This window comes from Agromyces cerinus (assembly GCF_016907835.1).
Lineage (GTDB): Bacteria > Actinomycetota > Actinomycetes > Actinomycetales > Microbacteriaceae > Agromyces > Agromyces nitratus.
On sequence record NZ_JAFBCT010000001.1, the window covers coordinates 490,945 to 503,324 of the forward strand.

Below are 12,380 nucleotides of genomic sequence, written 5' to 3' on the forward strand. Positions count from 1 at the left end.
CGTGACGGATCGCGCGCCTCACCCCGGCGGGTGAGGCGCGCGCCCGACGGCGCCGGTAGCGTGATCGTCGACATGGACCCTGCAGACGCCCCCGCCCGAACGGCGCGGAATCCGACGCTCGCGGACCTGGTGGCGGCGCTCGCCGCCGCCGCGGCACTGCTGCCGCTCACGATCGTCGAAGTGTTCCGAGCGATGCCGGTGGACGCGGGCTGGAGGGTCGTCGTCCTCGGCTCCTTCGTGCTGCTGCACGCGGCCGTGGCCCTGCGCCGGCGCTCGCCGGTCGGCGTGCTGGTGCTCGCCTCGGTGATCATGCTGGCACTGACCGCGGCGAGCCTGCCGGGCAGCCCAACCATCGCGGTACTGCTGCCGAGCAGCCTCGTCTACCTCGTCTTCGTCTTCACGGCGGCGGCGAGCGGCGAGCGTCTGGCCGACGCCGCTGCGCTCGCCCTGGGGCTCACGGGAGCCGCGCTGATCACGGCGGTGGCGATCGCCCACGAAGCGGCCGATGCGATCGTCTCCGAACCGGGCGCGCTGATCACGCTCGCGGGATTCCTCGTCGCCTCGATCGGAGCCGCATGGGCGCTCGGTCGCTCGCGGCTCGAACTCCGCCGCACCCGCGCCGCGCGGGAGCTCGCGCGCGAGCAGGCCGCCGAGCTCCGCCTGCAGCGCGAGCGCGAGGCCGCTGCTGAAGAACGCCGGCGCCTTGGCCGCGACCTGCACGATGTGGTGTCGCACTCGCTCGCCGTCATGGTCGCCCAGGCCGAGGCGTCACGCGTGCTGCTCGGGCGCGACGACGTGCGCGCCCGCGCGGCGATCGAACACGTCGTGGCGACCGGTCGCAGCGCGATGACGGACATGCGCGGCCTCGTCTCCGTGCTGGCCGTGCCTCCGGGCGACGGCGAGCACGATGCCGCCCCGATGGAGCCGAGTCCGGGTCTGGCGGATCTGCCGGAGCTCGTCGATCGCGCCGCGGCGCCTGGCCGCGCGGTGACGCTCGAACAGGCCGGGGCGGCTCGCGCGGTCAGCCCGGGCCTCGGCCTCACGGTCTACCGCGTCGTGCAGGAGTCCCTCACGAACACGCTGAAGCACACGCAGGCGCCGACGCGGAGCGCGGTGCGACTCGAGTGGGGAGCCGAGGTGCTCGAGGTGACCGTCGACGACGACGGCAGAGCGGAGCCCGCCGTGCTCGGCCGGCCCGAGGGCCGCGGCATCCGTGGCATGCGGGAACGGACGCGGCAGCTGGGCGGCGACTTCGAGAACGGCCCGCTCGACGGCGGCGGATGGCGCACCCGACTGACGTTGCCGCTGCCTCCGTCGGAGACGAAGCGATGACCGGCGCCGACCAAGTGGCATCCGCTCGCATCCGCGTCGCCATCGCCGACGACCAGGAGCTCATCCGTTCCGCCGTGGCCGTCATGGTGGAGGCGCACGCCGACTTCGAACTCGTCGGCACGGCGTCCGACGGCGGCGAGCTCCTCGAACTGGCCCGAGCACACCGCCTCGACGTCGTGCTGATGGACATCCGGATGCCCCGGCTCGACGGCATCGAAGCCACCCGCCGGCTCCTCGCCGAGCATCCGGCGACGCGGGCGCTCATCCTCACGACGTACGACCTCGACGAGTACGTGTTCGCGGCGATCCGCGCGGGCGCGAGCGGCTTTCTTACGAAGGATGCCTCGAGCGACGAGATCGCCGCGGCGATCCGGGCGGTCCACGGAGGCGACGCCGTGCTCGCTCCCCGGGCGACTGCGAGCCTCGTCGAGTTCGTCGCGCAGGCCGCGACTCCCGCCGATCCCACCGAGCTGCTCGCCGCCCTGACGCCGCGCGAGCGAGAGGTGCTCATGCAGCTCGTCACCGGAGCCTCGAACGAGCAGGTCGCTGCCCGCCTCTACCTGACCGGCAACACCGTGAAGACCCACGTCCGGTCGATCCTCGCCAAGCTCGACCTCGCCGACCGCGTGCACGTCGTCATCTGGGCGTTCGAGCACGGGATCGCCGGCGCGCGGGAGTGATCCGCACGAGGTCGGCTCCCGGCGAAGACGAGTAAGGTGTGCGGCGATGGCTTCCGAATTCTCCCGTCCCACCAAGTTCCCGCCCGGCATGTTCGAGGCATTCAAAGGTGCGGAGGATCCGGCGCACCTGAGCCGGGTCGCCCACGACACGGCCGCCGCCCTGCTCTCCCGGGTGCAGGCCGACCCCGATCCCGAGGTCGTCGCACGACTCGTCGCCTACACCGACGAGCACGGCATCGACGCGATCGCCGAGCTCTGGTCGCGTGCCTCGGCCAAGAGCCTGCCGGGCGCGCTCTGGCGCGTGTACCTGCTGCGCGCCCTCATCCGCCAAGACCCTCGCAGCATGAGCCTCGCGTTCCAGCGCGGTGCCGAGGTCTCGCACACGATCGACCAGGTCGTCGCGGGTGCGGCCATCCCCGCCGGGCCCGACGAGGTCGTCGAACTCGCCGACCGCATCCTGCACGGGCTGTTCACGGGCGACTTCGCCGTGGCCCTCGAACGAGCCGCGGCATTCGCGCGCGTCGCGGCGACCGGCTCGGCGAGCCTCGCCGACGACGCCGACGAGACCGATGCGGTGCACCCCGATCGCCCGACGAAGCTCACGATCCGGGCCCACCGCCTCGTCGAGCTCGCCGACGAGCTGACCTCCTGCGCCCGCCTCTGGCGCCGCGACGCGCTCGATTGACGAGCCGACGTGCACGGTGGGAATGAACACCCTCCCGACGTCGTTTAGAATTGACGTGGCCGGCCGCAGTAACCCCGGGCTCCAATATTCGCCGCTCCGAGCGGCCTCGCGCCGAGAGGCGTTCTGCGGCCGGCCTCTTTCCTGCCCGCGCTCGTCGCACCGCACGTGAGGCGATGAGCGGATGCCTCGGCGCGGCGAGAGCCCGCGGCATCCGCGTAGCATCGGAACATGCCAGCGACCGTCACGCTCCTGATCGAACCCGCTCCCGCCGACGCGCGCGACGTCGACGTCGCATCGACCCTGCGCGACGTCGATGCGACGGCGCCCGCGCTGCGCGTCGGCGAACTGTCGACGCAGCGGGGCGACGGCATCTTCGAGACCATCGGCGTCGTCGACGGCCACGCGCAGGAGACCCGGCCGCACCTCGAACGCCTGCGCAACTCGGCGATCATCTGCGAGCTGCCCGAGCCGAACCTCGCCCAGTGGCAGGCCGCGATCGACACCGCGGTCGCACGGCTCCCGCAGCGTGGCGAGTTCGCGCTCAAGCTCGTGCTGAGCCGAGGCGTCGAGCACGGCCCCGCCCCCACCGCGTGGCTGCATGCCGTGCCCGCGGCCGACTTCACCGCGGTGCGCCAGCGCGGCATCACCGCCGTCACACTCGACCGCGGGTACGCGCACGACGCAGCGGAACGTGCGCCGTGGCTCCTGCTCGGCGCGAAGACCCTGAGCTACGCCACGAACATGGCGGCACTGCGCGAAGCGCACCGTCGCGGCGCCGACGACACGATCTTCATCTCCTCGGACGGCTACGTCATGGAGGGCCCGACGTCGAGCGTGATCCTCCGGCACGGCGACGTGTACTCGACGCCCGCGCCGTCCGGCGCGATCCTGCACGGCACCACGCAACAGAGCCTCTTCGAGCACCTGGAGTCCACCGGGCGGGCCACCGAATACCGCGACATCCCCGTCGGCGAGCTCGCCACGGCCGACGCGATCTGGCTCGTCTCGAGCGTGCGCCTCGCGGCAGGAGTGACCCGGCTCGACGGGGCATCCGTCGCCTACGACGCCGCGGAGACGCGTGCGTTCAACGACTACCTGCTCGCACCCCGCGACTAGCGTCGCGCGGTCGGTGCGGCGCCAGTGGCGCCGCCGGGCTCAGCCGAAGCGACCCGAGACGTAGTCCTCGGTCGCCTGCACCGACGGGTTCGAGAAGATCGTCGTGGTGTCGTCGTACTCGATGAGGTTGCCGGGCTTGCCCGTGCCCGCGATGTTGAAGAACGCGGTCTTGTCGCTGACGCGCGAGGCCTGCTGCATGTTGTGCGTCACGATCACGATCGTGTACTGCTGCTTCAGGTCTTCGATGAGGTCCTCGATCGCGAGGGTCGAGATGGGGTCGAGCGCCGAGCACGGCTCGTCCATGAGGATGACCTCGGGGGAGACGGCGATCGCGCGGGCGATGCAGAGACGCTGCTGCTGGCCGCCCGAGAGGCCGGATCCGGGGCGGTCGAGGCGGTCCTTGACCTCGTTCCACAGGTTGGCGCCGCGCAGCGACTTCTCGACCAGCTCCTCGGCGTCGGGCTTCGAGATGCGCTTGTTGTTGAGCTTCACGCCCGCGAGCACGTTCTCCTTGATCGACATCGTCGGGAACGGGTTGGGTCGCTGGAAGACCATGCCCACCTGACGGCGCACGAGCACCGGGTCGACGTCGGGGTCGTAGAGGTTGTTGCCGTCGATGAGCACCTCGCCCTCGACGCGGGCGCCGGGGATGACCTCGTGCATGCGGTTCAACGTGCGGAGGAAGGTCGACTTGCCGCAGCCCGAGGGGCCGATGAAGGCGGTGACGCTGCGGGGCTCGATCGCGAGGTTGACGCCCTCGACGGCGAGGAACTTCGAGTAGTAGACGTTGAGGTCACGGACCTCGATGCGCTTGGACACGGGTTTCCTTTGCTTGCGGGGGTCAGCGGCCGAACTTCGGCGCGAAGAATCGGGCGACGAGCCTCGCGATGAGGTTCAGCGCCATGACGATGAGGATGAGGGTGAGGGCGGCGGCCCACGCGCGGTCGAGGTAGGCCTGCGGCGGGTTGCCCTGGTTCGCGTACTGCGTGTACACGAACACGGGCAGCGACTGCATGCGGCCGTCGAAGAGGTTGTAGTTCACGCTGGCGGTGAACCCGGCAGCGATGAGGAGCGGCGCCGTTTCGCCGATGACGCGGGCGATCGAGAGCATGACGCCCGTCGTGATGCCGGCGATCGAGGTGGGCAGCACGACCTTGACGATCGTCAGCCACTTCGGAACGCCGAGCGCGAAGGCGGCCTCGCGGAGTTCGTTCGGCACGAGGCGGAGCATCTCCTCACTCGAGCGCACGACCACGGGGATCATGAGGAGCGAGAGCGCGACGGCGCCGGCGATGCCGGTGCGGGTGCCGGGGCCCAGGAAGATCGCGAACAGCGAGTAGGCGAAGAGGCCGGCGACGATCGACGGGATGCCCGTCATGACGTCGACGAGGAAGGTGACGCCGCGGGCGAGCCTGCCACGTCCGTACTCGACGAGGTAGATCGAGGTCATGAGGCCGATCGGGATCGAGATCACCGCGGCCGCGCCCGTCATGAGCAGGGTGCCGACGATCGCGTGCACGATGCCGCCGCCCTCGCCCGTGACGTTGCGCATCGACATCGAGAAGAAGTCGGCGTCGAAGCGGGCGGCACCGAGGCTCACGACCGTGATGCCGAGCGAGACGAGCGGGATCATCGCGAGCAGGAAGGCGCCCGTCACGAGCGCGGTGACGAGTCGGTCCATCGCCCGGCGGCGACCCTCGACGAGCGTCGAGAACAGCCAGATGGCCGGGATGTAGAGGAGTGCGCCGATGAAGAGCGCCCCGCCCCAGTTGTAGCCGGAGCCGGAACCGAAGGAGACGACGCCGAACACCGCGGCGGAGACGGCGACGGCGGCGACGAGGATCGTCCACGGCGCCGACTTCGGGAGTCGTCCGGCGGTCAGCGAGTTGGCGATGGCGACGCCGGTCTCGGGAGCCTGAGTGGTCTGGATGGTCATCAGTTGGCTCCCGAGAATTCCTTGCGGCGGCTGACGATCCAGCGCGCGAAGGCGTTGACCGCGAAGGTCACGACGAAGAGGATGAGGCCGGTGGCGATCAGGACGTTGACGTTCAGTCCGTACGCCTCGGGGAAGCTGAGCGCGATGTTCGCCGCGATCGTGTTCGGGTTGACCGAGGTCAGCAGCTGGAACGTGATCACCGGCGAGGCGGAGAGCACCATCGCGACGGCCATCGTCTCGCCGAGCGCACGGCCGAGGCCGAGCACCGAGGCGGAGATGATGCCGGAGCGGCCGAAGGGCAGCACGGCCGTGCGGATCATCTCCCAGCGCGTGGCGCCGAGGGCGAGGGCGGCCTCCTCGTGCAGCACGGGCGTCTGCAGGAACACCTCGCGGCAGATCGCGGTCATGATCGGCAGCACCATGACGGCGAGCACGAGGGCCGCTGTCAGGATCGTGCGGCCCGTGGCCGAGGGGGTGCCGCTGAAGAGGGGGATCCAGCCGAGGTACTCATTCAGCCAGGCGTAGGCGTCGACGAGGGCCGGAGCGAAGACGCCGATGCCCCACAGGCCGAAGACGACCGATGGCACCGCTGCGAGGAGGTCGACGACGTAGCCGAGCACCGAGGCGAGCCGGCGCGGAGCGTAGTGCGAGATGAAGAGCGCGATGCCGATGGAGATCGGCAGGGCGACGAGGAGCGCGAGGGCGGCCGCCCAGACCGTGCCGAAGACGAGCGGACCGACGTAGTCCCAGAAGTTCGTCTTGAGGATGGAGGCGTCTTCGGTCGTGGCCACCACCGCGGGGATGCTCTGCACGATGAGGAAGATGGCCACCGCTGCCAGGGTGACGAGGATCATCGATCCCGCGAACACCGCCGAGCGGGAGAAGACGAGGTCGCCGATGCGGAGCTTCGTCTTGATCGGGGCCGGTGCGGACGTCATCTGGTGCGATCCTCGGAGTTCTTGAGTCGGGTTCTGGAGACGCGATCGTGCCCGACCCCGTCGCGGACGATCGAGGTCGGGCACGAACCTACTACTGGATCGAGTCGATCGCAGCAGTGATCTTCTCGCGGAGCGAGTCCGAGATCGGAGCCGAACCGGCGTCAGCCGCTGCGGTGTCCTGGCCCTCGGGGCTCGCGATGTACGAGAGGTAGCCCTTGACGAGGTCGACGTTCGCCGGGTCCTCGTACTGGCCGCACGCGATGAGGTAGCTCACGAGCACGATCGGGTAGACGCCGGCCTCTTCCGAGGTGCGGTCGATCTCGATGGCGAGGTCGCCCTCGGCACGGCCTTCGGCGAACGGCGAGTGGTCGACGATCGCGGCAGCAGCCTCGGGGGAGTACGGCACGAACTCGTCGCCGACCTTGATCGAGACGGTGCCGAGGTCGCCGGCGCGCGAGGCGTCGGCGTAGCCGATGGTGCCGTTGCCGTTGCTCACGGCGTCGACGAGACCGGAGGTGCCCTGTGCGGCTTCGCCGCCTTCGAGCGGCCACACGCCGTCGGCTTCCCAGGTCCACACGTCAGCCGCTGCTGCGCCGAGGTACTCGGTGAAGTTCTCGGTGGTGCCCGAGTCGTCCGAGCGGTGCACGGGCGTGATGGCGAGGTCGGGCAGCGTCGCGTCGGGGTTCGTCGCGGCGATCGCCGGGTCGTTCCACTTCGTGATCGTGCCGGCGAAGATGCCGGCGACGGTTGCTGCGTCGAGGTCGAGCGTGTCGACGCCCTCGACGTTGAAGATGACCGCGATCGGCGAGATGTAGAGCGGCAGCTCGACGATGGTCGAGTCGGCGGCGCACTTCTTGAAGCCGCCCGCGGCGAGCTCCTCGTCCTTGAACGCACGGTCGGAGCCGGCGAAGTCGCTGGCGCCTTCGAGGAAGGTCTCGCGACCTGCACCCGATCCGGAGGGGTCGTAGTCGACGGTGACGTCGGGGTTCGCGGTCTGGAAACCGGCGATCCACGACTGCTGGGCCGCATCCTGCGAGGACGCGCCCGCGCCGACGAGGTTGCCCGAGAGCGTCGATGCCGACTCCGACGGAGCTGCGCCGCCTTCGTTCGTGGCACAGGAGCTGAGCGCGATCGCCGCAGTGACGGCGATGACGGCGGGCACGCCGAGACGCTTGAGGTTCACGTGAATTCCCTTCCGGGGTTCGATTGCAGGTTGTGGGCCGGTGCCGACCCGCCTGCGACGCTAATGAGCGCGCCTTACGAGCATCCGTTACGACGGTAAACAGCAGGTGAACGACCGCTGTCGCGCTGGCCTCGCGGACTGCCGGCGACGCCGGTCCATGGGTCGCGGCGGCGCTCCGCGCCCACGACTGGGAGCCTGCTGGGAATGCTGTGGAGATCCCCGGAGTCGACTCAGGCGCGGGGTGCGTGCGTCTCGATCGCGATGATGCCTGACCCCGGGCTCGTGGCCGAGAGGTGCACGACACTGAACGCACCGGTCTCGAGGCCCGCGGCATCCGTCACGTAGGAGCCGAGCGGCGTGCCGGTGGCGAGGGCCACCTCGCGCATGATCTCGGGCAGCACCGGGCCGTGGCTGCAGATGATCGCGCTCCTGCCGGCGCGCACCCGCTTGCCGACGACGCGACGGACCTCGTCTTCGCCGGCCTCCCAGGCGTCTTGGCTGATGCCGGCGTCGCGCTTGATCTCGAGGCCCGCAGCCGCGGCGAGCGGGGTGACCGTCGTCACGCAGCGCACTGCCGGACTCGACACGATGCGCTTCGGCGCCCATGCGCCGAGCGTCGCGACGAGGCCCGCAGCCTGCTCGACACCCCGCTCGGTGAGCGGCCGTGTCGCGTCGTCACCGGGCCACGACGAGCGGCCGACGGCCTTGCCATGACGCACGACGGCGAGCGCGAAGGTCGAGGTGACCCCTTGGTCGACGAGCGTCGCGAAGGCGTCGAGGATCTCGACGTCGGGCTCGTAGCTCAAGTAGGTGCGCGCACGCTTGATGGTGACCCACTCGAGCGCGGCCACCTCGGCGTTGGGTTTGAAGGTCGAGCGCTGCACGGCCCGATCGCTCACCTCGGCGGCCCAGTAGTGCACGATCTTCTCGCGTCCGCTCGGCAGCGGATAGCGGGAGACGCCGAGCGGCGCGCCGAGCGCGACGGACAGCCCGGTCTCCTCCTCGATCTCGCGTACGGCGGTCTGCGGCAGGGATTCGCCCGGGTCGACCTTGCCCTTGGGGATCGTGACGTCGCCGTAGACGGTGCGGTGGATCACCAGCACGTGCACCTTGCCGTCGATGAGGCGCCAGCAGACGGCCCCCGCGGCGTAGATCGCCGTCGTCAACGCCTGGAACCCGATCGTGGGCGCTGCCCTGAGCGGGTGCGCTGGCCGATCTGCTGCATGAGCCTATTCTGCATGTCGTCGAGCGGATGCCCCGCCTCGTCGGTCGCGTGGCGGATCCATTCGCCCGAGCCGTCGAGCCACCATGAGCTCGTGGTCTCGGCCATCGCGAGGTCGAAGAGTGCGTCGATCTCGGTCAGGTGGCTCGGATCGGCGAGGCGCACGAGCGCCTCGACCCGACGGTCGAGGTTGCGGTGCATCATGTCGGCCGAGCCGATGTAGACCTGCGGGTCGCCGTCGTTCAAGAACGAGAAGATGCGCGAGTGCTCGAGGTAGCGGCCCAGGATCGACCGAACCGTGATGTGCTCGCTGAGGCCGGGGATGCCGGGGCGGAGGCTGCAGATGCCGCGCACCCACACCTCGACCGGCACGCCCGCGTTGGACGCCCGGTAGAGCGCGTCGATGATCGCCTCGTCGACGATGGAGTTCATCTTGATGCGGATGCCGGCCGGGCGGCCTGCCTCGGCATTGGCGATCTCGCCCGCGATGAGCTTCAGGAGGCCCTTGCGCAGGTGGAGCGGGGCCACGAGCAGTCGCTTGAACTTCTTCTCGATGGCGTAGCCCGAGAGCTCGTTGAAGAGCCGGGTCAGGTCTTTGCCGACCTGGTCGTCGGCGGTGAGCAGGCCGAGGTCCTCGTAGATGCGGCTCGTCTTCGGGTTGTAGTTGCCCGTGCCGATGTGGCTGTAGTGACGCAGGCCTCCCTTCTCCTGACGGATCACGAGGGCGAGCTTGCAGTGCGTCTTCAGCCCGACGAGGCCGTAGACGACGTGCACACCGGCCTTCTCGAGCTTGCGCGCCCATGAGATGTTGGCCTGCTCGTCGAAGCGCGCCTTGATCTCGACGAGGGCGAGCACCTGCTTGCCCGATTCGGCCGCGTCGATGAGCGCCTCGACGATGGGGCTGTCGCCCGAGGTGCGGTAGAGGGTCTGCTTGATCGCGAGCACGTCGGGGTCGGCAGCGGCCTGCTCGAGGAAGGCCTGCACGCTCGTGGCGAAGGACTCGTAGGGGTGGTGAAGCAGCACGTCTTGACGCGAGATCGCCGTGAACACGTCGGCCCGGAGGTTCGAGTCGCTCGGCTGCAGTTGCAGCGCGGTCGTCGGCACGTGCGTCGGGTAGTGCAGTTCGGGGCGGTCGAGCCGCGAGAGGTCGAACAGGCCGCCGAGGTCGAGCGGCGCAGGCAGGCGGAAGACCTCCTGCTCGGTGACGTCGAGCTCGCGCACGAGCAGGCCGAGCGTCACCTCGTCCATGTCGTCGGTGATCTCGAGGCGGATGGGCGGGCCGAACCTGCGGCGCAGCAGCTCCTTCTCGAGCGCCTTGATCAGGTTCTCGGTCTCGTCCTCCTCGATCTCGACGTCTTCGTTGCGCGTGACGCGGAACACGTGGTGCTCCACGATCTCCATGCCGGGGAAGAGGTCGCCGAGGTGGTTGGCGATGAGGTCTTCGAGCGTGATGTACCTGGCGTCCTCGATGGACTCGCCTGGGTCGACGCGCACGAACCGCGGCAGCATCTGCGGCACCTTGACGCGCGCGAACTCCTGTCGGCCGGTGCGGCTGTTTCGCACACGCACCGAGAGGTTCAGCGACAGACCCGAGATGTAGGGGAACGGATGGGCGGGGTCGACCGCGAGCGGCATCAGCACGGGGAAGATCTGCTTCGAGAAGTAGTCGCGCAGGTGCTCGTGCTCGACGTCGCCGAGCTCGCCCCAGGTGATGATGCGGATGCCGGACTCGGCGAGCGTGGGCTTGACGAGCTGCTGGTACGCGGCTGCGTGCCGCTCCTGCAGTTCGTGCGCCTTCGCCGAGATGTCGCTCAGCACGTCGAGCGGCGAGCGGCCGACGTTCGTGGGCACGGCGAGGCCCGTGACGATGCGCCGCTTCAGCCCGGCGACACGCACCATGAAGAACTCGTCGAGGTTCGACGCGAAGATCGCGAGGAAGTTCGCCCGTTCGAGCACGGGCACGCGAGGGTCTTCGGCCAGCTCGAGTACGCGCTGGTTGAACGCGAGCCAGCTGAGTTCGCGGTCGAGATAGCGTTCGGATTCGAGTTCGGGTGCGCCTTCGAGGTCGAACGGCTCGAAGTCGTCGTCGAAGTCGCTCGACGTGCGGTCGTCGAGGATGCTGTCGGCGGTCATCTCCACATCATGCCACTGGGGTGTGACCGGCAGATGAGGTGCGGGTCAACGTGCGGTGACGGGGGCGTCCTCGTCGTCTTCATGCACGTTGAAGCGGTAGCCGACGTTGCGCACCGTGCCGATCAGGCTGTCGAGGTCGCCGAGCTTGGCCCGAAGCCGTCGCACGTGCACGTCGACAGTGCGGGTGCCGCCGAAGTAGTCGTAGCCCCAGACCTCGCTGAGCAGCTGTTCGCGGGTGAAGACGCGCGAGGGATGGGCGGCGAGGAAGCGGAGCAGCTCGAACTCCTTGTAGGTGAGGTCGAGCGTGCGACCGTGCACCTTCGCGGAGTAGCTCGCCTCGTCGATCACGACGCCGGATGTCTGGATGCGCTCGCTCGGCTGCGACGACTGCGAGCGCCCGATCGCGAGTCGGATGCGTGCGTCGAGCTCGGCCGGCCCGGCGTGTTCGAGCACGACATCATCGATGCCCCAGTCGGGCGTGACGGCGGTGAGCCCGCCTTCGGTGACGATGAGCAGGAGCGGCACCGAGAGGCCGGTCGTGCGGAGAATCTGCGAGAGCGCCTTCGCGCCGGCCAGATTGGTGCGGGCATCGAGGAAGACGAGATCTGATTCCGGCGCTCTGACCAGCTGCTCAGGCGAAGCGGGAATGACCCGGGTTCGGTGAGTCAGGAGTGACAGAGCCGGAAGAACGTCATCGTTTGCTGCCGGCGACAAGATCAGCAGCTGCGCCACGCATACCCTCCAGTAGTAAGGTGCGGTCAATACTACGGGACGCGGAGACGCGCACCGCGACACGAATGGGGAGACGACTTGGACCAGACCGAGACGAGCAGCGGATGGCTCGGGATCGCCGTCGTCTGGGCGATCGCGCTCATCGGGTCGATCGTGATCGTGACGCTGGCCTACTCCGGGACCGCGGCCTGGTTCGGGGACGCGTCGCGCCTCGGCGTCTACGGTGCGCTCGGCATCGTGCTCGCGGCATCCGTGATCGGAGCGCTCATCGTGCAGCTCGCGACGCGACGTCCCGAGGGCTTCGTGCTGCGCGTGAGCTGGAGCATCACCGGAGCCGCCGCGATCGTCGCGATCGCCGCGCTCGTGGTCGCGCCCATCGCGACCGCGTGAGCGGGATACACTCGAAGCATGTCTGAGCTGCTC

Annotated in this window: 12 protein-coding genes; 5 read left to right on the forward strand and 7 right to left on the reverse strand. The window is 69.5% G+C overall.

Features of this window, described 5'->3' with window-relative positions; translation table 11 throughout:
* Window positions 1-72 precede the first annotated feature (72 nt).
* From JOE59_RS02270 to JOE59_RS02285, 4 genes are all read left to right on the forward strand, one after another.
* Window positions 73-1,332: a sensor histidine kinase gene (locus tag JOE59_RS02270; protein WP_204458766.1), complete on the forward strand. Its 1,260-nt coding sequence runs from the start codon at window positions 73-75 to the stop codon at window positions 1,330-1,332.
* A complete protein-coding gene (locus JOE59_RS02275) occupies window positions 1,329-2,012 on the forward strand; it encodes a response regulator transcription factor (RefSeq protein ID WP_204458767.1) in 684 nt (227 codons plus the stop codon). The genes JOE59_RS02270 and JOE59_RS02275 overlap by 4 nt, the downstream gene beginning before the upstream one ends.
* 46 nt (window positions 2,013-2,058) lie before the next feature.
* On the forward strand, window positions 2,059-2,697 hold the full coding sequence (locus JOE59_RS02280; protein WP_204458768.1) for a DNA-directed RNA polymerase subunit beta: 639 nt from the start codon (window positions 2,059-2,061) through the stop codon (window positions 2,695-2,697).
* A gap of 228 nt (window positions 2,698-2,925) precedes the next feature.
* Window positions 2,926-3,813 carry an aminodeoxychorismate lyase gene (locus JOE59_RS02285; RefSeq protein ID WP_204458769.1) on the forward strand — a complete coding sequence of 296 codons (888 nt, stop codon included), beginning with the start codon at window positions 2,926-2,928 and terminating at the stop codon, window positions 3,811-3,813.
* A 39-nt stretch (window positions 3,814-3,852) separates the two neighbouring features.
* Here the strand turns inward: JOE59_RS02285 and pstB are convergent, their stop codons facing one another.
* The 7 genes from pstB to JOE59_RS02320 form a co-directional block, all read right to left on the reverse strand.
* On the reverse strand, window positions 3,853-4,632 hold the full coding sequence (gene pstB / locus JOE59_RS02290) for a phosphate ABC transporter ATP-binding protein PstB (protein ID WP_204458770.1): 780 nt from the start codon (window positions 4,630-4,632) through the stop codon (window positions 3,853-3,855).
* Between the two features lie 22 nt (window positions 4,633-4,654).
* Window positions 4,655-5,749: a phosphate ABC transporter permease PstA gene (gene pstA / locus JOE59_RS02295; protein ID WP_204458771.1), complete on the reverse strand. Its 1,095-nt coding sequence runs from the start codon at window positions 5,747-5,749 to the stop codon at window positions 4,655-4,657.
* Window positions 5,749-6,687 (reverse strand): phosphate ABC transporter permease subunit PstC, encoded by a 939-nt coding sequence (gene pstC, locus JOE59_RS02300; RefSeq protein WP_204458772.1) that lies wholly within the window; start codon window positions 6,685-6,687, stop codon window positions 5,749-5,751. Before pstC ends, pstA begins: the two co-directional genes overlap by 1 nt.
* A 91-nt stretch (window positions 6,688-6,778) precedes the next feature.
* A complete protein-coding gene (locus JOE59_RS02305) occupies window positions 6,779-7,870 on the reverse strand; it encodes a phosphate ABC transporter substrate-binding protein PstS (RefSeq protein WP_204458773.1) in 1,092 nt (363 codons plus the stop codon).
* Window positions 7,871-8,100: 230 nt separating this feature from the next.
* A complete protein-coding gene (locus tag JOE59_RS02310; protein WP_204458774.1) occupies window positions 8,101-9,036 on the reverse strand; it encodes an NUDIX hydrolase in 936 nt (311 codons plus the stop codon).
* The gene (locus JOE59_RS02315) at window positions 9,033-11,225 is read right to left on the reverse strand and encodes an RNA degradosome polyphosphate kinase (protein WP_204458775.1); all 2,193 of its coding nucleotides are present in this window, start codon (window positions 11,223-11,225) and stop codon (window positions 9,033-9,035) included. The genes JOE59_RS02310 and JOE59_RS02315 overlap by 4 nt, the downstream gene beginning before the upstream one ends.
* A 45-nt stretch (window positions 11,226-11,270) precedes the next feature.
* On the reverse strand, window positions 11,271-11,957 hold the full coding sequence (locus JOE59_RS02320) for a winged helix-turn-helix transcriptional regulator (RefSeq protein WP_204458776.1): 687 nt from the start codon (window positions 11,955-11,957) through the stop codon (window positions 11,271-11,273).
* Between the two features lie 78 nt (window positions 11,958-12,035).
* On the opposite strand from JOE59_RS02320, the gene JOE59_RS02325 reads away from it, so the two are divergent.
* A complete protein-coding gene (locus tag JOE59_RS02325) occupies window positions 12,036-12,347 on the forward strand; it encodes a hypothetical protein (RefSeq protein ID WP_204458777.1) in 312 nt (103 codons plus the stop codon).
* Window positions 12,348-12,380: the final 33 nt, after the last annotated feature.